The following is a 23,779-nucleotide window of genomic DNA, read 5'->3' as shown; positions in this document are numbered from 1 at the left end:
GCACCCGGCCTAGCGCCGCAGCACCACGACCCCGTGCGCCGGGACCACCGCCGGCGAGGCGTGGTCGTGGCCGGTCAGCAGGTCGGTGCCCCCGGACTCGACGGTGCCGTCCGCGCCGGTGTGGTTCATCGCGAAGACGTACTCCACGTCCGCCGCGTGCCGGACCACGACCTCCACCCCCGCGGACGCCGCCACCGGGGCCGTCACGCCGGCCGCCTCGCAGAGCGCACCGACGACCGCCCGGACGCCCGCGGCGTCGAGCTCGGTGCTGACGTACCAGGCACCGCCCTCGCCGCGAGCGGCCCGGGTGATCGCCGCGTGCCCGGCGGAGGGTCCGTCGGCGTACCGCGCCAGGACCTCGGCGTCCCAGGCCGCGACGGGCTCCGACCAGAGCGTCCCGGCGGACCCGTCCGCGAGCGTGCCCTCGAGCCGGACCTCCTGCCCCGCGAGCAGCGGCCGGAGCTCGTCCGCCCGCACGCCCAGCAGGTCGGTGAACGCGCCCGGGTACCCGCCGAGCCGGATGTGGTCGTGCTCGTCGACCGTCCCGGAGAAGTAGGTCAGCAGCACCTCGGCCCCCGACGCCGCCGCCTGCTCCAGAGCCTCGACGTCCGCGTCCGTGACCAGGTGCAGCATCGGGGCGACCACGGCGCGGTAGCCCGACAGGTCCGTCCCGCGCGGCACGACGTCCACCCCGGTGTTCGTCTCCCAGAACGCGCGGTACCACCGCTCGGCGGACTGCCGGTAGCGCAGCAGCGCGCTGGGGTGGGCGTCGAGCTCGGCCGCCCACCAGGTCTCGTAGTCGAGCACGAGCGCCACCGGTGACGTCACGGTGGACCCGGTGACCTCCGCGAGCCGGTGCAGGTCCGCGCCGAGCCCGACGACCGCCTGCCACAGCCCGGAGTCCGTGCCGGCGTGCGGCAGCATCGCGGAGTGGTACTTCTCCGCGCCGGCGCGGGCGGCCCGCCACTGGAAGAACAGCACGCCGTCGGCGCCACGGGCCACCTGCGCGACGCTGTCGCGACGCAGCTGGTGCACGGGCTTGGCGGCGTTCACCGGCTGCCAGCTGACCGCGCTCGTCGAGGACTCCATCAGCAGCCACGGGGCTCCGCCGGCCAGGCCCCGGACGTGGTCCGCGGAGAACGCCAGGTCCACGCGGGCGTCGGGGTCGGCCGCCTGCAGGTAGTAGTCGTTCGACACCAGGTCGAGGTCCCCCGTCCAGGTCGCGTAGTCCACGTCCGAGAAGTGGCTCATCACCATGAAGTTGGTGGTGACGGGCACGTCCGGGGTGTACCGGCGCAGCACGGCCGTCTCGGCCCGCAGCTGCTCGCGCAGGGCGTCGGAGCTGAACCGGGCGAAGTCGAGCTGCTGCGTCGGGTTGGTGAACGACGGCGCGACCCGCGGTGGCCGGATCTCGTCCCAGCTGCCGTACCGCTGGCTCCAGAAGTCGGTGCCCCAGGCCGCGTTCAGGGCGTCGAGGCCGCCGTACCGCGCCCGGAGCCACTCCCGGAACCCGTGCGCGTCCAGCTCGCCGTAGCTGCGCCCGTTGTGGCAGCCGAGCTCGTTCGAGACGTGCCACAGCGCCAGCGCCGGGTGAGCGCCGTACCGCTCGGCCATCCGCTCGACGAGGCGCAGGGAGTGCTCGCGGTAGACCTCCGCGCTGGGCGACCACGCCTGCCGGCCACCCTGGTCGAGCACGTGCCCCTCCCGGTCCACCGGCAGGATCTCCGGGTGCGCCGAGGTCAGCCAGGCGGGCGGCGACGCCGTCGCGGTGGCGAGGTCCACGGCGACGCCGTGCTCGTGCAGCAGGTCGAGCACCCGGTCGAGCCAGGCGAAGTCCCAGGTGTCCGGCGTCGGTTGCAGCCGGGCCCAGGAGAACACGCCGACCGTGACCAGGTTGACCCCGGCCTCGCGCATCAGCGCGACGTCCTCGTGCCACACCTCCTCCGGCCACTGCTCCGGGTTGTAGTCGCCCCCGAAGGCGATCGGGCCGTCCGGGCCACGGCGACCGGTGCGGTCGAGCGTGGCCTGCGGCCAGCGGATCCAGCGCTGCATGCGTCCTCCTCAGTCCTCGACCAGGACGCGGACGTCCCAGGCGGCGAGCTCGATGGCGGCGCCCGCGTCGAGGCGGGCGCCGGTCAGGACGTCGGTCACGGCCACCGGGGCCGTGAGCGCCGTCGGTTCCCACGACCAGGCGTGCACGAACCGGAGCCGCGCCCCGGTTCCCGACGTGGCGGACAGCACCGTCACCGGCTGCGCGGCCGCCGCCCGCCAGGGGTCGTCGGACGCCGGCACCAGCCAGGTGAGCAGCGCCCGGGCGAACACCTCGTCCGGCACGGTGCCGATCGTCGTCACCCGGCCCGCCCCGTGCCGCGCCGACGTGACCGCCGCCCAGCGCCCGTGGTGCGGGTGCTCGTAGGCCGCCAGCACCTCCGCCCCGTCCGCGACCAGCCCGTCGACCCAGCCGGTCGCGTGCGCGCCGGGCGGCAGCCCGAGGCCCGCGCCCGCGTCCCGCACCGGGACCGGACCGCCGAGGTTGCTGATCTCCTGGTAGCCGGCGCCCGCCGCCGCGGCCAGCCGCGCCGGTTTGCGGTCCAGGCGCGCGCGAGCCTCCTCGTCCGCGTAGCCCGTGCGCGGGCCGAGCACCAGGTGCCCGCCCGCCTCGGCGTAGGCGCGGAGCAGGTCCAGCAGCGCGTCCGACGCCACGTACAGCGCGGGGACGAGCAGCACCGGCAGGTCGGCCGCGAGCGCCACCGGGTCGATCCCCGCCCCGCCGGCCCCGAGCAGCTGCACGTCGTGCAGCACCCGCACCCCGACGCCGGCGTCGAACGCCCCGCGGGCGAACGCCTCGACCATGTGCTCGTAGGACCGGGGGTCGGGCTCGGTGCCGACCGCGAGCGACGGCTGGAACGCGAGCGCCCACTTCGAGGCGTTCGAGTAGACGAGGCCCACCTGGGCGTCCGGGGTCAGCCCGGCCACGGCGGGGCCGGCCGACGCCAGCTCCGCCCCGAGCGCGGCGAGCTGGTCGTAGACCCGGCCGGGCTGCTGGTCGTGTGGCAGCACCCCGCCCCAGTACGTCTCGGCACCGACGTGCAGCGTGTGCCAGTGCCAGTACTCGATCATCCGGGCGCCCCGGGCGACCATCGCCCAGGCCACCTGGCGCCACTGGCCGTCGTAGGCCGGGTAGTTGGTCGAGGACCCGGCGATCGACGCGGCGTTCGTCTCGGTGACCAGGAACGGCGCCTGCTTCGAGGAGTACATCCGGTCGGCGCTGTGCAGCACGCTCCACACGCCGGACGTCGCCCAGCCCTGCGGGGCGGACGTGGTGGCCGGCAGCGCCAGGGCGTCCTGCATGGCGTAGTACGGGTTCCCCGCGGTCACGTCGAGCGGGGCCGTCACGTCCGGGTCGTCCACGGCGGGCCGCGCGTACGCGAGGCAGGTCGTCACGAGCTGGTCGTCCCGGGCGTACTCGCGCACGATCCCCGCCTGCCAGGCGATGAACTCGCCCACCAGGCGGGCCTGGAACCGCCGCCAGGCGAGGTCGTACTGGGGTGCCGAGTTGTTGTCCGGGGTCCACAGGTCCGCCCAGGTCGACAGCCGGTGCGACCAGTACGTCAGCCCCCACTCCCGGTTCAGCGTCGCGACGTCGCCGTAGGTGTGCCGCAGGTCGTCGACGAACGACTGGAACACGCCGTGGTTGTGCAGCAGCTCGAGGCCGGGTTCGTTGTCGACCTGGAAGCCGATCACCCCGGGGTGGCCGGCGTACCGGCCGACGACCGCGCGGATCACGCGCTCGGCGTGGAACCGGAACGCGGGGTGCGTGAGGTCGACCTCCTGCCGCGCGCCCCAGCCGATCCGCTGCCCGGTGCGGCGCTCGCCGGCGATCTCCGGGTACTTCCGGGCCAGCCACGGCGGCACGGCGTACGTCGGGGTGCCGAGCACGACACCGATCCCGCGCCGGTGCGCGCCGTCGAGGACCGGCTGCAGCCAGTCGAGCTCCAGGCGGCCGTCCTCCGGCTCCCAGGTCGACCAGACGGACTCGCCCACCCGGATCACGGTGAACCCGGCCGCGGCCATCAGGTCGAGGTCCTCGTCCAGCCGCGGGCTCGGCTGGTACTCGTGGTAGTACGCCGCCCCGAACAGCACGGGGCGCGGCAGCGGCGGCGTCACTGCTTCACCCCGCCCGCCGTCAGCCCCGACTGCCAGTACCGCTGCAGGAACAGGAACGCGATGATCAGCGGGATGATCGACACCATCGACCCGGTGATGACCATCGAGAACAGGGCCTGGGACCCCGAGCCCGACTGCGAGGTCGCCTGCCACTGGGCCAGCCCCACGGTCAGCGGGAAGTACTCGGCGCTGTTCAGCATGATCAGCGGCAGGAAGTAGTTGTTCCAGGTCGCCACCAGCTGGAACAGCAGCACGGTGACGAACCCCGGCGCGAGCAGCCGCAGCACGACCCGGCCGAAGATCCGGCCCTCCCCCGCCCCGTCCACCCGCGCCGCCTCGAGCAGCGTGTGGTCGACGGCGCCGTCGGCGTAGACCCGCATCAGGTAGACGCCGAACGGGCTGACCAGCGACGGCAGGATCACGGCCCACGGGGTGTCCGTGATCTGCGCCTTGGCGAACAGCAGGTAGGTCGGGATCGCCAGCGCCGTCGTCGGGATCATGATGGCGCCGAGGATCACCGAGAACAGCAGGTTCCCACCCGGGAAGTGCAGCTTGGCGAACGCGTACCCCGCCATCGTCGCGAGGACCGCGGCGCCGAACCCGCTCACCACCGCGTACACGATGCTGTTGCGCAGCCAGGTGGCGTAGATGCCGTTCTGGAAGGTGAAGACGTCCTGCAGGTTGCCCAGCAGGTTGAAGTCGTCCGCGAACCAGAGCCCGAAGCTCGAGAACAGGTCGGCGTTCGACTTGGTGGAGGCGATGGCGATCCACGCCAGCGGCAGCAGGAAGTACGCGACGCACACGAGCATCGCCACCGTGATCACGGTGCTCGGGCGCCCGCCGACGGGACGCCGCTTCCTGCGGGCCTCCGCGGGCGAGGCCGGCGGACCGACGACGTCGGCTCCGGCGGCGGGCCGGGCGGCCAGGGGCTGGGAGGTCATGAGCGGCGCTCCCGTCGCTGCGAGCTCAGCTGCACCACGTAGGACACGATCATGATCACGAACCCGAGCAGGAACGCGATCGCCGCGGCGTAGTTGATCTCCTGGTTCACGAAGGCCAGGTTGTAGGCGTAGATGTTCGGCGTGTACGACGAGCCGATGACGTTCGGCGCCAGGTTGCTCAGCAGCATCGGCTCGTTGAACAGCTGGAACGACCCGATGACCGAGAAGATCAGCGTCAGCAGCAGGGCCGGGCGGATCGCGGGCAGCTTGATCGACCACGCGATCCGGGCCTCGCCGGCGCCGTCGATCCGGGCCGCCTCGTACTGCTCCGTCGGGATGGAGCGCAGCGCGGCGTACAGGATGATCATGTTGTAGCCGACGAAGCCCCAGGTCACGATGTTCGCGATCGACGGCAGCATCCACTGCGCGGTGAGGAACTGCGGCGCGGGCAGCCCGAGGGCGTCGGCGGCCTGGGTGAACGGCCCGAAGTCCGGCCCGTACAGGTAGCCCCACATGAGCGCCGCGATCACGCTGGGCACCGCGTACGGCACGAAGATGCTCAGCCTGACGAACCGCTGCAGCCGGAGCCGCCCCGAGTCCAGGACCAGCGCGAACAGCACCGCGAGCGCCAGCATCAGCGGCACCTGCAGGAAGAAGAACCGGACCATGCGCAGCACGCCGGAGATGAACGCCTGGTCCTGCAGCGCCTCGACGTAGTTCTCCAGGCCGACGAAGGCGTTGCCGCCGATCAGCTGCTCCCGGAAGAACGACAGGTACCCGGAGTAGACGAGCGGCGTGACGATCATCGCCAGGAAGATCACGAAGAACGGCGCCACGAAGAGGTAGGCGGCGCGCATCTCCGGCCGCCGGAGGGACTTGCGGTGGCCCGACGCGGCCGGGGCCGGCGGTCGGGCGGCGCCCGGGGGCGCGGTGGTGGTGCTGGTGGACATGGGTCCGCCTCCTGTCCGGTGGGGGCGGGCGGGGCGCGCGCCGCGTCGTCGCGGCGTGCGCGCCCGCCCGCGGCGGGTCACTCGACGGTGAAGCCCTGGTCCTCCGCGTACGAGACGAGGTCCGCCTCCCAGGCCTCCAGCGCCGGCTGGAGCGCGGTGCGGTCGGCGAACGCCTTGCCGACGGTCTCCTCGTAGGACGAGTAGACGTAGTCCATGAACGGCAGCCACCCGAAGTCGGGCGTCACCGTCTGGGAGATCTCCGCGAAGATCTGGTTGACCTGCTCGCCGCCGTAGAACTCCGACTCCTGGTCGATGAACGCCGGGTTCTCCAGGACCGGGTCGTAGGCCGGGAACAGGAACTGCTCGGTCGCGAACTTCAGCGCCGGCTCCTCCGCCGTGTTGATCCACGTGGCGAGCTCGGCCGCCGCGATCGGGTTCTCCGAGGAGGTCAGGACGGCGTCGGTCGACCCGCCCCAGTTGCTGGAGACCTCGTCGCCCTCCTCCCACTGCGGGATCGTCGTCGCGCGCCACAGCCCGGACGTGTTGCCCGCCGTGCCCTGCAGGAACACCGGCCCCCACGCGGCCGCCTGCCACGAGGCGTACTTGCCGCTCGCGAGCCCCTGGTACCACTGGTCGGTGAAGTCGGGGTCGGTGGAGATCAGGTCCTCCTGGACCAGGGTGTTCCACAGGTCGACGACCTTGACGACCTCCGGGGTGTCCAGGTCGATGGTCACCGTCTCGGCGCCGTCGTAGCCGAACGGCCGCGCGCCGGCCTGCCACAGCAGGCTGGTGAACTGGCCGCCGTCGTTGCCCGGGAAGTTCGTCAGGTACGACTGCGGGTTGGCGGCCCGGTAGGTGCGCGCGGCCTCGACGAACGCGTCCCAGGTGGCCGGCGGCTCGATGCCCGCGGCCGCGAACAGGTCCTCGCGGTAGAGGTTGCCGAGCGGGCCGACGTCCTGCGGGATGCCGTAGACCGCGTCACCGTCCGTGACCTGGTCCCAGATCCACTCGGCGTACTGGTCCTCCAGGTCGCCGGCGCCGTACGGCGCCAGGTCCAGCAGGTGGTCGCCGAGCTGGAACGAGGACAGGTGCTGGAACTCGATCTGCGCCACGTCGGGCGCACCCTGCCCGGACTCGAGCGCCGTGCGGAGCTTCTGGTAGTGCGGGGCGCCCTGCCCCACGTTCACCACCTCGACGCTGATCTCCGGGTACTCGGCCTCGAAGAGGTCGACCTGGTTCTGGATGTCGGGGACCCAGGTCCAGAACAGCAGGTCGGTCGGCGTGGAGAGCGCCTCGTCGATCTGGTCCTGGGTCACCTCCTCGGTGGTGGTGCCGCCGTCATCGCCCCCGTCGTCGCCGCCGCCGGAGCACGCGGTGAGCAGGAGGGCGCCGGCGGCGAGCGCCGCGGCGAGGGTCAGGGGCTTGCTGCTGCGTCGGTACATCGTCGGACCAACTTCCTGTCGAGAGCTGAAGCGAGAACGCCGGGTCTGCACAGGGGTGGAGCGGGGTGCTGCGGGTGGAGCGGGTGGAGCGGGTGGAGCGGGTGGAGCGGCTGCGGGTGCGTGGGGACGGCTACGGGGCGGGGCCGGTGCTCGACCGCACGACGAGCTCGACGGGCATCCGGACCGTGGCGCCGTCGCCACCGCCCCGCCCCTCGACCGCCGCGACCAGCCCGGTCACGGCGCGGCGCGCGCCGTCGGCGAACTCCTGCCGGACCGTCGTCAGCGGGATCACCTGGTAGCCGGAGTCGGGGCTGTCGTCGAACCCCACCACGGACACGTCCCCCGGCACCCGGCGCCCCGCCTCGAGCACCGCGCGCATGACACCGACGGCCATCTGGTCGTTCGCGGCGAACACCGCCGTCACGGCGGGGTCGCGCGCCAGCACCCGGCCCAGCTCGTAGCCGGATCGCGCGGTCCAGTCCCCGAGCAGCGGCTCCGGCACCTCGCACCCCGCGCCGGACAGCGCCCGGCGCCAGCCGTGCACCCGGCGGACCGCCGCCCCCTGCGTCGCGGGCCCGGCGAGGTGGTGCACCGTCCGGTGGCCGAGCGCCAGCAGGTGCTCGACCGCCAGCCGGGCGCCCATCTCCTGGTCCACCGTGACGGTGGGCCAGCCGGCCGGGCCGGTCGCCTCCCCCACGTTGACCGCCGGCACCCCGCGGAGCACGTCGGCCGACAGCCCCTGGTCCACGTACGGGTTGGCCAGGATCAGCCCGTCGACGCCCTGGTCGACCAGCCGGCCGATCGCCCGCTCGAAGTCGGCGGAGGAGGCCACCGCGGAGGCCACGGCCGAGGCGACCACGACCGAGTATCCGAGCTCCCACGCGGTCGACTCGATCGCGAAGAGCTGCGCCGACGGCCCGTAGTCGACCGAGCCGGGCATCGCGACGCCGAGCACGCGCGAGCGCTGGGTCACCAGGGCCCGCGCCGCGGCGTTCGGGCGGTACCCGAGGGCGGTGATCGCGGCCTCGACCCGCCGCCGCGTCGCGGCGCTGACGTTGGGGTCGCGGTTCACCACGCGGGACACCGTCTTCTGCGAGACGCCGGCGGCGCGCGCGACGTCCGTCGCCACCGCCCGACCCGCCTCTGGTGCCTGCACCGTGATGCCCCCGCCTCGTTCGTCCGCCCTGACGTCGATGACTACGTAGTCAACGCGCGGGCCGAGCCGCGGGTCAAGGGGCGTTACCGAAGCGTGACGCTTCCGTGCCCGTGCCCGTGCCGGCCGCACGTCCGGGCCAGGCTCGTCAGGCGGGCCAGGCGGGTCAGGCGTGTCCGGCGGGTCCGGCGGGGCCGGCGGGGCCCGGCGCCGCCGCCCGGACGCGCGCCGCCTGCCGCACCAGGTGGTCCCGCTCGGCGACGTCCGTGGCGCGGTGCGCGGCCTCGGCGTACGCGCCGGCGGCCGCGGGCAGGTCGTCCCCGAGCTCGTGCAGGTACCCGCGCACCGCGTGCCACCGGTGCCGGTCGCCCAGCACGGCCCGCAACGTCTCGGTCTCCGCCAGCCCGGCGGCCGGACCGCGCACGTGCCCGAGCGCCACGGCGCGGCCCAGCACCGCCGCCGGGTCCTGCCGCACCGGGTCGACGGTCAGCCCGACCAGGTCGTCGTACCAGGCGAGCACCTGCGGCCAGTCCGTCTCGGCGGCCGTGGCGGCGTCGTCGTGCAGCGCGGCGATCGCGGCCTGGACCTGGTACCGCCCGGGCCGGCCCTCGGCGAGCGCCGCCTGCAGCACCCGCACCCCCTCGGCGATCTCGCCCGTGTCCCAGAGCGCGCGGTCCTGGCGGTCCAGCGGCACGATCCGCCCCTGGGCGTCGTACCGCGCGGGCAGCCGGGCGTCGTTCAGCAGCATCAGCGCGAGCAGCCCCCGCGCCTCGGGCTCGTCGGTGGCGAGCGTCAGCTGCCGCGTCAGCCGGATCGCCTCGGCGGCCAGGTCCACCCGGCCCGCGTGCCCGGCGGTGTACACCAGCGAGAGCACCCGCAGCACCACCGCGAGGTCCCCCGGGCGGTCCAGCCGCTGACCCCGCAGCGTGCGCTTGGCCCGGCTGATCCGCTGCGCCATGGTCGCCTCCGGCACGAAGAACGCGTCCGCGATCTCCCGGGTCGACAGCCCGCCCACGGCCCGCAGCGTCAGGGCGACCTGCGAGGCCGGGGCGAGGTCGGGGTGGCAGCAGCAGAACAACAGCAGCAGCGTGTCGTCACCGGCCTCCGCCGGGCCGGGCACCGGCGCGGCGTCCTGCACCTCCTCGCGGCGCCGGCGCGCGGCCTCGCTGCGGCGCGCGTCGACCAGCCGCCGGGTGGCCACCGTCGTCAGCCAGGCGCGGGGGTCGTGCGGCGGGTGCGACGGCCACACCCGGAGCGCCTCGACCAGCGCCTCCTGCAGCGCGTCCTCCGCGGCGTCGAAGTCCTCGCCCCGGCGGACCAGGCCCGCGAGCACGCGCGGGACGAGGGCGCGCAGGGCGCCCTCGTCCAGCCCGGCCCACTCGGACGCGTCGGTCACGCCGGCCCGTCGTCGCCCGCCGGCGCGCCCGACATCACCTCGCGCACGTCGATCCACTCGTACAGCGGCGTGCCGCCCTGGCCGGGCTCGGACGACACGTACGCGGCGATCTCCAGAGCCCGCTCGTACGACTCGACGTCCACCATGTACCAGCCGGCGACCAGGTCGCTCGTCTCCGGCAGCGGGCCCTCGGTGGTGACGGGGGCGGCGTCCGGGCCGCCGTAGCGCACCCAGGTGCGCTCCGGCGTCAGCGCCTGCGCGTCGACCAGCTCGCCGCGCTCGGTGAGCATCTCGCCGACGTGCTGCAGGAAGGCCATGTGCGCCTCGACGTCCGCGGGGTCCCACTGGTCCAGCGGCGGCGAGGGGCGGTGCTGCTCGGGGCCGCCGCGGTAGTGCTTGAGGAGCAGGTACTTCGGCATCGTCGTCTCCTGGCGTCCGGGACCGCGCCTGTCGCGGCCCGCACCTGGAGAGCGGACCCGACCGACCGTTCTCGACATCCTCCCGTTGAAAGCACACAAACGCGCCTGTTCCGTCCCGGTTCGTCACGAGAGTTCTCCGCACTCGTCGAGGCTGCGTCCGCGCACAAATGACCGCGACGCGGATCCCTCTTCCGGGGAGGATCGGTGCCATGACCCGCGAGCACCTGTCGAAGCACCTGATCAGCTGGGCCTCCGTCCTCGAGCCGACGACCCGCGAGCAGGCCGTGCGCACCTCGACCATGCCGTTCGTCTACCCGCACCTGGCGCTGATGCCCGACGCGCACCTGGGCAAGGGGGCGACCGTCGGCTCGGTCATCCCGACCCTCGGCGCGATCATCCCGGCGGCGGTGGGCGTCGACATCGGCTGCGGCATGATCGCGGTGCGCACGCAGTGGACCGAGGACCAGGTGCGGGCGGCCGGCCCGCTCCGCGCGGTCCGCGAGGCGATCGAGGCGGCCGTGCCGCTGTCGGCCGGCGTGTACAACACCGCGCTGACGGACACCGCGCGCGCCCGGGTCGCGGAGCTCGAGGCGGCGGCGGAGCGCGCCCAGCTGGACCCGGCCCGGTACGTGAAGAACTGGCGGCTGCAGCTCGGCTCGCTCGGTTCCGGCAACCACTTCATCGAGGTGAGCGTCGACGAGACCGGCGCGGTCTGGCTGTTCCTGCACTCCGGCAGCCGCGGGGTCGGCAACAAGATCGCGCAGCACCACATCGGCGTCGCCGCGCAGCAGTGCCGGCGCTGGTGGATCGACCTCCCGGACCCCGACCTGGCGTACCTCGCGGAGGGCACCGACGAGTTCTGGGCGTACATCCGCGAGCTGCGGTGGGCGCAGGACTTCGCGGCGGCCAACCGCGAGGAGATGATGGACCGGGTCGTCGCCGTGCTCGCCGAGCACATGGGCGAGCCGGTCGTCGAGGCCGAGCGGGTCAACTGCCACCACAACTTCACGGAGCAGGAGCAGCACTTCGGCAAGAAGGTGTGGGTGTCCCGGAAGGGCGCCATCCGGGCGCGGGCGGGCGAGGCCGGGCTGATCCCCGGGTCGATGGGCACCGCGTCCTACGTGGTGGCCGGCAAGGGCGACCCGCTGTCGCTGGAGTCCAGCCCGCACGGGGCGGGACGCAACCACTCCCGGTCCGCAGCCCGGCGGCTGTTCACCCGTGAGCAGCTGCGGGAGGCGATGACCGGGATCGAGTACCGGGACACCGACGCGTTCCTCGACGAGATCCCGGCGGCGTACAAGGACATCGACCAGGTGATGGCCGACGCCGCCGACCTGGTCGAGGTCCGGCACGTCCTGCGGCAGATCGTCAACGTGAAGGGCGACTGACCCGCACGCCGTCACGGCAGAGGCCGAGCGCCGCTCGCGGTGCACGGCCTCTGCCGTCTGTCCTAGCGCCGCGAGCGGTTCCGACGGACGACCCACGCGACGAGCGCGGCGACGCAGCCCAGCACCAGCAGGAGACTGCCCGCGAGCAGCACGGTCATGACGTACACGGGTCAGCACGCTGTCGCAGCGTCGGGCCGTCGCGTGGGACTTCAGTCCTCTGCTCAGCGGTGTCGGTCTGGGCATGCGGGGCGTGCTCGAGCCAGCCCCTTCGAGGTCGTCGCACGTCGGCGAGGTGGTCACACGGAGGTGACGACCTCGCCGCGTCGTGACAACCTCGCGGGTGGCGGTCGGCCCGCCGACGCGGGGTCAGTCCCGGACGCGGGTCGCCCAGAACGCCACGGCGCCCGCGGCCGCGACGTTGAGCGAGTCCACCCCGCCCGCCATCGGGATGCGCACGGTCAGGTCCGCCGCGGCGATCGTCGCCGGCTTCAGCCCGTCGCCCTCCGCCCCGAGCACGAGGGCGAGCCGCTCGGGCGCGTCCGCCTCGAGCGCGTCCAGGCTGATCGAGTCGTCGGACAGGGCCAGCGCCGCGGTCACGAAGCCGGCCTCGCGCAGCAGGTCGATGCCGCCGGGCCACGGGTCGATCCGGGTCCACGGCACCTGGAACACGGTGCCCATCGACACCCGCACCGAGCGCCGGTAGAGCGGGTCGGCGCACCGCGGGGTCACCAGCACGGCGTCCACGCCGATGGCCGCCGCCGACCGGAACGCCGCCCCGACGTTCGTGTGGTCGACGACGTCCTCCAGGACGGCGACGCGGCGGGCGCCGGCACCGTCCCGCGCGCCGGCGAGCACCGACGCCACGGACGGCAGGGGCGGGCGGTGCATGGCCGCGAGCGCGCCGCGGTGCACGTGGAATCCGGTGATGGCCTCCAGCACGGCGGGCTCGGCGACGTACACGCGCACGGGGTCGCCGTCGGTGCCGAGCCCCTCGAGCATGGCCGTGAGGTCGGGCAGCCACCGGGGCGAGACCAGCACCGACCGCGGCCGGTGCCCCGCGGCGAGCGCACGACCCAGCACGGTCGAGCTCTCCGCGATGTAGAGGCCCTTCTCGGGCTCGTGCCGCGAGCGCAGCGCGACGTCGGTCAGGGAGACGTAGTCGGCGAGCCGCTCGTCGTCGGGGTCGGTCAGGTGGACGATGTCGAGCGCGGGCACGCCCGCCATCATCCCCCGTCCCGGACCCCGCCGCGGCCGCCCCGCAGGCTCAGGCGAGGAACTCCAGCGCCGCCGCGACCAGCAGCCGGCGCCCCGCCGCGATGGTCGGCTCGTCGAGCGGCAGGAACTGGGCGGTGTGGTTGCCGGGCACGGTCGGCGAGAACCCGGTGGTGTAGCCGGCGGGGAACCGGGCCGGGTCCATGCCGCCCCAGAACCAGAACGCGTACGGCACCGGGTCGCCCTCGTACCGGCCCTTGGGCAGCCCGAACTCGGAGAAGTCCTCGGAGCCCATCAGGGGCTCGGCGAGCCGGATGGCCCCGGCCGGCATGACCGCGGCCTGCGCGGCCATCACGCGGTCGACCACCTCCGGCGTGTTCACCGTCGCGGGCGGGTTCTCCCGCAGGCCGATGGTCGGCTCCTGCGGGCACCCGGCCGCCGCGGCCTCGGCCTCCACGATCCGGCGGACGGCGGCGATCGCCCGCTCCATCGACGCGTCGGACCGGGCGCGCAGGTTCACGGTGAACGTGGCGGTGTCCGGGATGATGTTCGACTTCGTGCCGGCGTGGAACGTGCCGACGGTGACCACCAGCGGGTCCTCGGGCGCGGTCTCGCGGGCGACGATGGTCTGCAGCCGGGTGATGGCGTACGCGGCCGTGAGGATCGGGTCGACGGTGGCGAACGGCCGCGACCCGTGCCCGCCGCGGCCGTGGATGGTCACGTCGAGCGTGCACGCCGCGGCCATCAGCAGCCCGCGTGCGTGGTTGGCGACGCCCGCAGGGATCGGCCCGACGTGCTGACCCAGCGCCACGTCGGGCTTCGGGAACCGGGTGAACAGCCCGTCGGCCAGCATCCCGCTCGCGCCGGCGGCCGTCTCCTCGGCGGGCTGCCCGACGACCATCAGGGTGCCGCGCCACGCGTCGCGCGCGCCGGCCAGGGTGTCCGCCGCGGCCGCGAGCGCGGTCACGTGCATGTCGTGCCCGCAGGCGTGCATCGTCGGGACGGTCTCCCCCGCCGGGTTCACGTCGGTGTGCCGGCTCTGGTAGTCGACGCCGGACTCCTCGAGGACGGGCAGCCCGTCCATGTCGGCGCGCAGCATGACGACCGGCCCGTCCCCGTTGCGCAGCAGGCCGACGACCCCCGTGCCGCCCACGCCCTCGGTGACCTCGAGCCCCGACGCGCGCAGCTCGGACGCGAAGGCCGCGGCGGTGCGGTGCTCCCGGCCCGACAGCTCGGGGTGCGCGTGCAGGTCCCGGTACAGGTCGCGCCAGTGCGCCGCGCGCGGGTCGGCGCCGTCCAGCACCCGGGCGGCGCGCGTGCGGTCGGGGGCGGTGGTGGCGTCGGCGGACATGCGACGGGGGTCCCTTCCGGAGGTGACGGGTCCTGGGCACCGTACCCCGCGCACCCGTGACCAGGGCGGTTCGCGCCGCCCCCTGCCGCGCGGGCCGGTGGCAGCCCTACGATCGGCCCATGCGGTACGGGGTCCTGGGTCCCGTTGAGCTCGTGACCGCGGTCGGCGCCGAACCCGTCCGCGGCTCGCGCCAACGCGCTCTGCTCGCGGTCCTACTGGCGCACCGCGGCGCGATGGTGCCGCGCGAGCGCCTCATCGCCGCGCTCTGGCCCGGTGGCCCGCCGCCCAGCGCCGAGCACACCCTCCACAGCCACGCGTCCCGGATCCGTGCCCTGGTCGGGGCCGACCTGCGGGCGGTCCCCGGCGGCTACCGGCTCGACCCGCAGGACCTGGACGCGGACCGGTTCGACCGCGCCGTGCGGGACGCCGCCCGCGGGGCGCCCGGCACGGCGGCGGACGTGCTGACCGCGGCGCTCGAGCTCTGGCGCGGCCCCGCCTTCGGCACCGAGGCCGACCTGCCGGAGGTGCAGGCGGAGGCGGAACGGCTGGACACCACCCGGCGCAGCGCGCACGAGGCCCTGGCCCGCGCCCTGGTGGACGCGGACCCCGAGCGTGCCGCGGAGGCCGCCGAGCGCGCGCTGGAGGGCGACCCGTACCGCGAGGGGGCCTGGGCGCTGCTGGTCCGGGCCCGCACCGGCGAGGGCCGGCCGGGCGAGGCGGTGCTGGTGTACCTGCGGGCCGCGGCGGCGCTCGACGAGATCGGCCTGCTGCCCTCGCAGGAGCTGCGCAGCGCGCACCAGGCGGCGCTCGCCGCCGGCCGGCCGGCCGGATCCGCGCTACCGGTGCCGGCCGGCCGGCCGCTCCGCGAGGGCCGGACGGCCGCCGGCGCGCACGGCAGCAGCGCCGCGGGGCGCGCTCGCGCACCCGCGACCGCGCCACCGGTGCCGGGCCGCCGGGCCGCGCCGCTCCCCCGGCTGCGCACCTCGTTCGTGGGCCGGGAGGCGGAGCTCACGGAGGTCCGGTCCCTGCTGACCCGCAGCGCCCTGGTCACGCTCGTCGGCCCCGGCGGCGTGGGCAAGACGCGGCTCGCGCTGGAGGTGGCCGCCCAGGAGGACGACGGCCGGGGCGCGCGGTTCGTCGAGCTGGGGGCCGTCCGGGACCCCGCCGCCGTGCCCGCCGCGGTCGCCGCGGCGCTCGACGCGGACCCGGGCGACACCCCGGCGCACGCGCTGGCCGGGGCTGCCGCGCGGGACGTCCTGCTGGTGCTCGACAACTGCGAGCACCTGACCGGCGCGGTGGCCGAGTGCGTCGACCTGCTGCTCTCCGAGCCGGGGCCGCTGCGCGTCCTCGCCACCGGCCGCACCCCGCTGGGCCTGTCCGGCGAGCACGTGGTGTTCGTCGAGCCGCTGCCCGCGGCCGGGCCGGGGTCGCCCGCCGCCCGGCTGTTCCGGGACCGCGCCCGCGCGGCGTCCGGCCGCGAACCCACCACCAACGGCCGGACGGGCACCGTCGTGGCCGACCCGGTGACGCGGATCGTCACGCGGCTCGACGGGCTGCCGCTGGCCGTCGAGATGGCGGCCGCCCGCACCGCCACGCTCAGCGTGGTCGACGTCGCCGACCTGCTGGACGCCCGGCTCGACAGCCTCGTCTCGCCGCGGCGGGACGGCCCCGCCCGGCACCGGTCGCTGGCGGCGCTCGTCGCCTGGTCCCGCGAGCTGCTGCCCGGCGACGCGCGGCGCGCCCTGGACGGATGGCCCGTGTTCGCCACCGCGTGCCCCCCGGACCTCGCCGCCCGGGTGCTCGACGTGCCGGCGCGGACCGCCGAGCAGCTGGCCTCGGCGTCCCTGCTCGTGCGGGACGACGCCCGCGGGCGGACCCGGTACCGGATGCTGCAGACCGTGCGCGCCGTGGTGGGGCCGCCGGACGAGCCGGTGCGCGCGCGGCACGCCGCCGTGCTGCTCGACGTCGCCCGGGACGCGGACCGCGCGCTGCGGGGCCCGGGCGAGACCGACGCGCGGGCCCGGCTGACCGACCTGCTGCCCGACCTGCGCCTCGCGCACGCCTGGGCGGCGCTGCACGAGCCGGAGCTGGCCGTGCGGCTGACCCGGGCGCTGCACCTGCACGCGGTGGACCTGCTGCGCACCGACGTGCTGGCCTGGCCGGTCCCGGGCCACGAGACGGAGCCCGCACTGCTGGCCGCCCTCGCCGCGCGGGCGCTGCTGCAGGGCCACCACGCCACGGCGGGCCGGCGCGCGGACCTCGCCCTGGCCGCCGCCACCGATCCCGCGGACCGGCTGCACGCCCTGGAGGTGCTGGCCGACCTGGCGCTGTACGAGGGCCGCACGGAGGACGCGGTCGCCCTCGGCGGCCGGATCGCGGCGGAGGGCCAGCACGCCTCCGACGCGCACTACCGGGTGATGGGGCTGACCTACGCCGCGCTGGTCGCCGCCTACCGGGACCGGCCGCTCACCGCGAGCACCGCGCTGGCGGCGCTGCGCCGCGCCGTGCACCCCGGGTACGCGGCGCCGTCGGACCGCGGGTGGCTGGCGTTCTGCACGGGCGAGGTGCTCGCCCGCAGCGACCCGGCCGCCGCCCTCGGGGCGTTCGCCGAGGCGCGGGACCTGGCCGACCGGGCGGGGAACCGGTACCTGCTGGGCGTCACCCGCACCGCGACGGTGGCCACGGTCGCGCGCCGGCCGGACCCGGCCGGGGCGCTCGAGGAGCTGCTCGACCTCGCCCGGGCGTGGGCCGCCACGGGCGACCGCCCCCACCTGCGCACCGCGCTGCGCAACGCGGTGCCGCTGCTGCTCCGGCTGGACCGCCCCGCCGACGCCGCGCTCCTGCTCGGAGCCGTGACCGCCCCGGACCTGCCGCAGGCCTACGGCGTCGAGGCCGAGGCGCTGGGCGCGGCGCGCGCGGAGCTCGCCGGCCGGCTGGGCACCGACCGGTTCGCCGCCCTGGTCGCCGCCGGGGCGGACGACGACCTGCCGACGGCCGTCGCCCGCCTCGCCGGCGGCTCAGACGTGCAGCCGGTAGAACCGGAACAGGTCGTGCTCGACGGGCAGGACCTCCAGCGCTGAGAACCCCGCGGCGCGGGCGTACCGCTCCAGCGTCGCGGGCCGCAGCACGGTGCCGGTCCCCGCGCTCGGGTCGTGCGACAGCCCGTCGGGCAGGCAGACCCCCAGCGAGAAGCCGTAGAACCAGCGGTCCATCGGCCCGGCCGGCGCCGTGAACGCGTCGGCGACCCGCTCGTCCGCGACCAGCACCCAGCCGTCCGGCGCCAGCAGGCGGCGGGCCGCCGCCAGCACCCCGACCGGATCCGCGAGGTCGTGCACGCACTCGAACGCCGTCACCACGTCGAAGGCGCGGCCGTCGTCCGCGAGCGCGGCCGCGTCCCCGGTGACGAACCGGACCCGGTCCTGCACCCCGGCCCCGACGGCGTGCCGTCCCGCGGCGGCGGTCGACGGCGCGTCGGGGTCGATCCCGGTCAGCGTCGCAGCCGGGTACGCCAGCGCCAGCCCGATCGTCGACCAGCCCTCCCCGCAGCCGACGTCCGCCACCCGCGCCCCCGCGCGCAGGCGCGCGTCGAGCGCGGGCAGCGCGTCCGCGAGCAGCGTCGCGAGCCCGTGCAGGAAGAACGGCCGGTTCATCGCCGCCTGGCCCTCGCGGGCGTCCGCGCCCATCCGGTCCCAGCCGACGCCGCCGCCGGACCGGTACGCCGCGTGCAGGTCGTCCACGACCCGCCCGCTCGCGGCCTGCAGCCGACCCAGCGGGGCGAGGTAGGCCTGCGAGTCGGGGTCGGCGAGCACCTCGGCCGCCCCGGGGGTCAGGGCGAACCGGCCGTCGGCGACGGTCACGTAGCCCGCCGACCCCTGGTGCTCCAGCCACTCCCGGACGTACCGCGGGTGCGTGCCGGTCAGCGCGGCCAGCCGGTCGGGCGTGCACGGCCCGTGCTCCGCGAGCGCCCGGTACCAGCCCAGCCGGTCGCCCGCGTGCACCGCCGCGATCTCCTGCGCGCCGAGGCTCGCGGCCAGCAGCCGGTCGGCCACCTCCGCGGTGGTGGCGCCCACCGGCTCGAAGAGGTCCGTCGGCCGGGTGCCGGTCGCCGTGGTGGTCATCGTGGTCCCTCTCGCCGTGCCGCCGGCGGGGTGCCGGCGGTCCGGGGTCCAGCGAAGCCCCTGCCCCTCGCACCCACCTCGCACGCACCTCGCAGGGACGTCGCACCGCAGGCAGCGCCCGGCTCGGCGGCGGGCGTCACGCGCCGCCGGGGCCCTCCCGCCGCCACGCCCGCGCGCCGGCGACGGCCGCGACGCCGCCGACGACGGCCAGCACCGGCACGACCAGGAACGCCGTGTGCGCCCCCACCGCGTCCGCCAGGGCGCCCAGCAGGAACGGCGCCACGCCGATCGCCAGCCCGCCGCCCACCGTGGCCCGAGCCTGCGCGGCATCCGTGGCCCCGCCCGAGGCGCCGAGCAGCAGCGCGATGCCGAGCGGGTACTGCGCCCCGTACCCGAGCCCGGCCAGCACCAGCCCCGCGATCGCGACGGGCGTCGTCGTCGCGGTCCACAGCACCGCCCAGCCCGCGACCGCGACGCCGAACGCGCCCGCCAGCAGCCGGGCCGGCGGGACGCGCAGCGACAGCGGCCCGACCACGAACCGGACGAGCGTCATCCCGGCGACCAGCCCGGCGGTCGTGGCCGTGGCGATGCCGGCACCGGCCCCGGTGCGCTCGCGCACCAGGTCGGTGGCCCAGTACGTGGTGGCGTTCTCCAGCGCGAGCGCGGCCACGACGGTGACCAGGAACCAGCGCGACGTCCGGACCGCGCGTGCGGTGGTGGCGCCGGAGCCACCCTGCTCGACCGGCCCGCCGGGCTCGGGGCGCGCGTCCGGCACGTCGGCGGTCCGGCGCGCCCGCGCCAGGACCCCGGTCAGCGGCAACCGCCCCACGAGTGCGGCCGTCGCGAGCGCGAGCGCCGCGGTCACCGCCACCGCCGGGCGCCAGCCCCAGCCCGCGGCGACGCACGCCCCGACGGCGAGCGGCCCGATCAGCCCGACCCCCGACCCGACCCCGTTCGCCTCGGTGACGGCGGCGGACGCGGACCGGCCGTGGTGCCCGGCGAGCCCGGCCTGCGCCGCGCTGACCGCCATGTTGCCGCCGACGGCGACCAGGGCGATGCCGCCGAGCGTCACGGGCAGCGCCCGCCCGGTGGTCAGGAGCGCGACGCCCGCGGCGATCACGACGCCCCCGGCGGCCAGCGTGCTGCGCCGGCCGGCCCGCCGGACGGCGCGGGGCGTGAGCGCGGCGGCGAGGAGCGCCCCCACGGCCATCGCCGTGCCGTGCAGCCCGGCGGCGGCGTTCGACACGCCGAGCTCGCGGGCCAGCAGCGGCACGCTGGGGTTGAACGAGTAGAGCAGCCACCCCCAGGTGACGAACACCCCGTACATGCTCAGGGTGAACCGGTCCCGGTGGAGCCGCGGCGGGGCCGCCGCGGTGCGCGTCGTCACGGGCCGACCCTAGCGGCGCCCGGCCGCCCCGGTCCGGGCCCTCCGGCCCGCCTCCACCCGGGCCGGGGGCTGCTGCCCGTCCCGGGTCAGTCCGCGACCGGCACCGCCGCCGCGAACTGGCTCGCGTACAGCCGCGCGTACGCGCCGCCCGCGGCGAGCAGCTCCGCGTGCGACCCCTGCTCCACGATCGAGCCGTGCTCCATCACCAGGATCACGTCGGCGTCCCGGATGGTCGACAGCCGGTGCGCGATCACGAACGACGTCCGGCCCGAGCGCAGCGCGTTCATCGCCTGCTGCACCAGCACCTCGGTCCGGGTGTCGACCGACGACGTCGCCTCGTCGAGGACGAGGATCGCCGGGTCGGCGAGGAACGCGCGGGCGATGGTCAGCAGCTGCTTCTCCCCCGCCGACAGGTTCGCGGCCTCGTCGTCGACCACCGTGTCGTAGCCGTCGGGCAGCGCCCGGACGAACGGGTCGACGTGCGTCGCGACCGCGGCCTCGACCAGGCGGTCCTCGTCGGCGTCGGCCACCCCGTAGGCGATGTTGTCCCGGATGGTGCCTCCGAACAGCCAGGTGTCCTGCAGCACCATGCCGATCCGCGAGCGCAGGTCGTCCCGGGTCAGGTCCCGCGTGTCGACGCCGTCCAGCGTGATCCGGCCGCCGTCGATCTCGTAGAACCGCATCAGCAGGTTGACCAGCGTCGTCTTGCCGGCGCCCGTGGGCCCGACGACCGCGACGGTCTGCCCCGGCTCGGCGACCAGCGACAGGTCCTCGATCAGCGGGCGGTCCGGCGCGTACCGGAACGACACGTCCTCGAACACCACGCGACCGTCGACGCGCGCGGGCAGCCGCTCGGGCCGCGCCGGGTCGGGCTCCTGCTCGGCGGCGTCCAGCAGCTCGAACACCCGCTCCGCCGAGGCGACGCCGGACTGCAGCAGGTTCATCATCGAGGCGATCTGGGTGATCGGCTGGGTGAACTGCCGCGAGTACTGGATGAACGCCTGCACGTCGCCGAGCGTCAGCGTCCCCGACGCCACCCGCAGCCCGCCCACCACCGCGACCACCACGTAGTTGAGGTTCGCGATGAACCCCATCGCGGGCTGGATGATGCCGGAGATGAACTGCGCCTTGAACGACGCGGCGTACAGCTCGTCGTTCTGGTCGTGGAACTGCTGGATCGCCTGCTCCTGCCGGCCGAAGACCTGCACCAGGGAGTGCCCGGTGTACATCTCCTCGATGTGCGCGTTGAGCCCGCCGGTCCACTTCCACTGCGCCACGAACTGCGGCTGCGACCGCCGGGCGATCATCGCGGTCACGACCACGGACAGCGGCACCGTCACCAGCGCCACGAGCGCCAACAGCGGGGAGATCCAGAACATCATCCCGAGCACGCCGACGACGGTCAGCACGGCCGTGATCAGCTGGGACAGCGTCTGCTGCAGGGTCTGCGCGACGTTGTCGATGTCGTTGGTGACCCGGCTGAGCACCTCGCCGCGCGGCTGGCCGTCGAAGTACCGCAGCGGCAGCCGGCCGAGCTTCGCCTCCACCTGCTCGCGCAGCCGGAAGACGACCCGCTGCACGACCCCCGTGGTCAGCACGCCCTGCACCCAGCTGAACAGCGCCGAGGCGACGTAGATGGCGACCACCGCGAGCAGCAGGCTGCGCAGCTGCGCGAAGTCCACGCCCTGCCCGGGGACGACGTCCATCCCGCCGAGCATGTCGGCGAGCCGGTCCTGGCCGTCGGCACGCAGGCCCTCGATCGCCTGGGCCCGGGTCACGCCCGCGGGCAGCTGCCCGCCGACGACGCCGTCGAAGATCACGTCGGTCGCGTCGCCCAGCACCTTCGGGCCGGTGACGGCCAGCGCGACGGAGGCGACCCCGAGCAGCAGCACCACGGCGAGGCGCCAGCGCTCGGGGCGCAGCACGGTCAGCAGCCGGCGCCCGGAGGCCCGGAAGTCGAGCGACTTCTCCCCCGGCATGCCCATCCCGCCCATCGGCCCCATGCCGCGGCGCGGGGGGCGCCGCACGCTCGGGGCCTGCTCCTGCGCGCTCACGCCGCCTCCTCCGCGCTGATCTGGGACAGCACGATCTCCTGGTACGTCCGGCAGGTCGCCATCAGCTCGTCGTGGGTGCCGGTGCCGACCACCCGCCCGGCGTCGAGCACCACGATCCGGTCCGCGTCGCGGATCGTGGCGACCCGCTGGGCCACCACGACCACCGCGGCCCGCCGGGTCTCCGGGACCAGGGCGGCCCGCAGGGCGGCGTCGGTGGCGAAGTCCAGCGCCGAGAACGAGTCGTCGAACAGGTAGATCGCCGGCTTGCGCACCAGCGCCCGCGCGATCGCGAGCCGCTGCCGCTGCCCGCCGGAGACGTTGGTGCCGCCCTGCGAGATCGGCGCGTCCAGGCCCTCGGGCAGCTCCTCGACGAACGACCGGGCCTGCGCGACCTCGAGCGCGTGCCAGAGGTCGGCGTCCGTGGCGTCCGGGTCGCCGTACCGGAGGTTGCTGGCGACCGTCCCGCTGAACAGGTAGGGCCGCTGCGGGACGAGCCCGACCACGGACCCCAGGTCCTGCGGGGCGATCTCGCGGACGTCGACGCCGTCGACCCGCACCGTCCCGCCGGTCACGTCGAACAGCCGCGGCACCAGGTTGACCAGGGTCGTCTTGCCGGACCCGGTCGACCCGATGACGGCCGTCGTCTGCCCGGGCTCGGCGACCAGGTCCACCCCGTGCAGCACGGGCCGCTCGGCCCCGGGGTACCGGAACTCGACGTCCCGCAGCTCCAGGCGGCCCCGCGGCTGGGGCAGCCGCACCGGCGCGGCGGGCGGGACGACCGAGCTCTGCGTGTCCAGCACGTCGGTGATGCGCTCGGCGGAGACGACGGCCCGCGGCACCATCACGAACATCATCGTCGACATCATGACGGCCATCAGGATGTACATGATGTAGCTGAGGTAGGCGGTCAGGGCGCCGATCTGCATCTCGCCCGCGTCGATCCGCCCGGCCCCGAACCAGAGGACGCCGACGCTGGTCACGTTCATGATCAGCATGACGACCGGGAACATCAGCGACATCAGCCGGCCGACGCGCAGCGACGTGTCGAACAGCGCGTCGTTCGCCTGGGCGAACCGCTCGGACTCGCGGCGCTCGCGCACGAACGCCCGGATGACCCGCAGGCCGGTGATCTGCTCCCGCATGACGCGGTTGATCGCGTCGATCCGCTGCTGCATCCGCCGGAAGTACGGGACCATCTTCCGCACGATCAGGCCGACGACCACCCCGAGCGCCGGGACCGCCACCACGAGCAGCCCGGACAGCGCCACGTCCTCCTGCAGCGCGAGGACCACGCCGCCGACCAGCATGATCGGCGCCATCACCATCACGGTGAACGTCAGCAGCACGACCATCTGGACCTGCTGCACGTCGTTCGTGGTGCGGGTGATCAGCGTCGGCGCCCCGAACCGCCCGACCTCCTGCGCGGAGAACCCCTGCACGTGCGTGAACAGCGCCGCCCGCAGGTCGCGCCCGAACGACATCGCCACCCGTGCGCCGACGTAGACGGCGAGGACCGAGCAGGCCACCTGCAGCAGGCTGATGCCGAGCATCAGCATCCCGATCCGCAGGATGTAGCCGGTGTCCCCGACGGCGACGCCCTTGTCGATGATGTCGGCGTTCAGGCTGGGCAGGTAGAGCGTCGCGACGGTCTGCGCGAGCTGCAGCAGCAGCACGGCGCCGACCTGCGCGCGGTAGGGCCGCAGCAGGTCGCGGAGCAGGCGGAGCAGCATGGGTCTCCCGGGTGGGGCGTGGGGCCGAGCGGGGCGACGAGCCGGGCGGGGCGGGGTGCGGGTGCGGCGGG

General features: G+C 75.3%; 16 protein-coding genes. 2 read left to right on the top strand and 14 right to left on the bottom strand.

The annotated features are described in order from the left end of the window. Nucleotides 1-9: 9 nt before the first annotated feature. The 8 genes from AC1050_RS00375 to AC1050_RS00340 all read right to left on the bottom strand — a co-directional run bounded on the left by AC1050_RS00375 (nt 10) and on the right by AC1050_RS00340 (nt 10,468). A complete protein-coding gene (locus tag AC1050_RS00375) occupies nt 10-2,052 on the bottom strand; it encodes a beta-galactosidase (RefSeq protein ID WP_482385405.1) in 2,043 nt (680 codons plus the stop codon). Nucleotides 2,053-2,061: 9 nt separating this feature from the next. Beyond that, nucleotides 2,062-4,167 (bottom strand): beta-galactosidase, encoded by a 2,106-nt coding sequence (locus AC1050_RS00370; RefSeq protein WP_482385404.1) that lies wholly within the window; start codon nt 4,165-4,167, stop codon nt 2,062-2,064. Then, entirely contained in the window at nt 4,164-5,108 is a 945-nt protein-coding gene (locus AC1050_RS00365) for a carbohydrate ABC transporter permease (RefSeq protein WP_482385403.1), read from the bottom strand. The genes AC1050_RS00370 and AC1050_RS00365 overlap by 4 nt, the downstream gene beginning before the upstream one ends. Then, nucleotides 5,105-6,058, bottom strand: coding sequence for a carbohydrate ABC transporter permease (locus AC1050_RS00360; RefSeq protein WP_482385402.1), 954 nt, complete (start codon nt 6,056-6,058; stop codon nt 5,105-5,107). The genes AC1050_RS00365 and AC1050_RS00360 overlap by 4 nt, the downstream gene beginning before the upstream one ends. Nucleotides 6,059-6,135: 77 nt before the next feature. Next, nucleotides 6,136-7,500, bottom strand: coding sequence for an ABC transporter substrate-binding protein (locus tag AC1050_RS00355; RefSeq protein ID WP_482385401.1), 1,365 nt, complete (start codon nt 7,498-7,500; stop codon nt 6,136-6,138). 130 nt (nt 7,501-7,630) lie between these two features. Then, nucleotides 7,631-8,629: a LacI family DNA-binding transcriptional regulator gene (locus AC1050_RS00350; RefSeq protein WP_482385400.1), complete on the bottom strand. Its 999-nt coding sequence runs from the start codon at nt 8,627-8,629 to the stop codon at nt 7,631-7,633. Between the two features lie 190 nt (nt 8,630-8,819). Continuing rightward, nucleotides 8,820-10,049: an RNA polymerase sigma factor gene (locus AC1050_RS00345; RefSeq protein ID WP_482385399.1), complete on the bottom strand. Its 1,230-nt coding sequence runs from the start codon at nt 10,047-10,049 to the stop codon at nt 8,820-8,822. Next, complete coding sequence (locus AC1050_RS00340) at nt 10,046-10,468, bottom strand: YciI family protein (protein ID WP_482385398.1); 423 nt, start codon at nt 10,466-10,468, stop codon at nt 10,046-10,048. The genes AC1050_RS00345 and AC1050_RS00340 overlap by 4 nt, the downstream gene beginning before the upstream one ends. A gap of 209 nt (nt 10,469-10,677) precedes the next feature. On the opposite strand from AC1050_RS00340, the gene AC1050_RS00335 reads away from it, so the two are divergent. Next, complete coding sequence (locus AC1050_RS00335) at nt 10,678-11,856, top strand: RtcB family protein (RefSeq protein ID WP_482385397.1); 1,179 nt, start codon at nt 10,678-10,680, stop codon at nt 11,854-11,856. A gap of 366 nt (nt 11,857-12,222) precedes the next feature. Here AC1050_RS00335 and AC1050_RS00330 read toward each other — a convergent pair whose 3' ends face one another. Both AC1050_RS00330 and AC1050_RS00325 read right to left on the bottom strand, forming a co-directional pair. Next, the gene (locus AC1050_RS00330; RefSeq protein WP_482385396.1) at nt 12,223-13,080 is read right to left on the bottom strand and encodes a TrmH family RNA methyltransferase; all 858 of its coding nucleotides are present in this window, start codon (nt 13,078-13,080) and stop codon (nt 12,223-12,225) included. A gap of 40 nt (nt 13,081-13,120) precedes the next feature. Beyond that, nucleotides 13,121-14,419 (bottom strand): amidohydrolase, encoded by a 1,299-nt coding sequence (locus AC1050_RS00325; protein ID WP_482385395.1) that lies wholly within the window; start codon nt 14,417-14,419, stop codon nt 13,121-13,123. 119 nt (nt 14,420-14,538) lie between these two features. Between AC1050_RS00325 and AC1050_RS00320 the strand changes: the two genes are divergently transcribed. Further along, a complete protein-coding gene (locus tag AC1050_RS00320) occupies nt 14,539-17,499 on the top strand; it encodes an AfsR/SARP family transcriptional regulator (RefSeq protein WP_482385394.1) in 2,961 nt (986 codons plus the stop codon). Here AC1050_RS00320 and AC1050_RS00315 read toward each other — a convergent pair. From AC1050_RS00315 to AC1050_RS00300, 4 genes are all read right to left on the bottom strand, one after another. Next, entirely contained in the window at nt 17,437-18,537 is a 1,101-nt protein-coding gene (locus AC1050_RS00315; protein ID WP_482385393.1) for a class I SAM-dependent methyltransferase, read from the bottom strand. The genes AC1050_RS00320 and AC1050_RS00315 overlap by 63 nt on opposite strands. Before the next feature lie 136 nt (nt 18,538-18,673). After that, nucleotides 18,674-19,924: an MFS transporter gene (locus AC1050_RS00310; protein ID WP_482385392.1), complete on the bottom strand. Its 1,251-nt coding sequence runs from the start codon at nt 19,922-19,924 to the stop codon at nt 18,674-18,676. An 86-nt stretch (nt 19,925-20,010) separates the two neighbouring features. Then, nucleotides 20,011-21,927 (bottom strand): ABC transporter ATP-binding protein, encoded by a 1,917-nt coding sequence (locus tag AC1050_RS00305; protein WP_482387205.1) that lies wholly within the window; start codon nt 21,925-21,927, stop codon nt 20,011-20,013. 47 nt (nt 21,928-21,974) lie between these two features. Then, a complete protein-coding gene (locus AC1050_RS00300) occupies nt 21,975-23,708 on the bottom strand; it encodes an ABC transporter ATP-binding protein (RefSeq protein WP_482385391.1) in 1,734 nt (577 codons plus the stop codon). Between the last annotated feature and the right edge of the window lie 71 nt (nt 23,709-23,779).

Source organism: Cellulomonas sp. NEAU-ZC6 (assembly GCF_056844425.1).
This window is presented reverse-complemented; position numbering and strand designations above follow the sequence as displayed.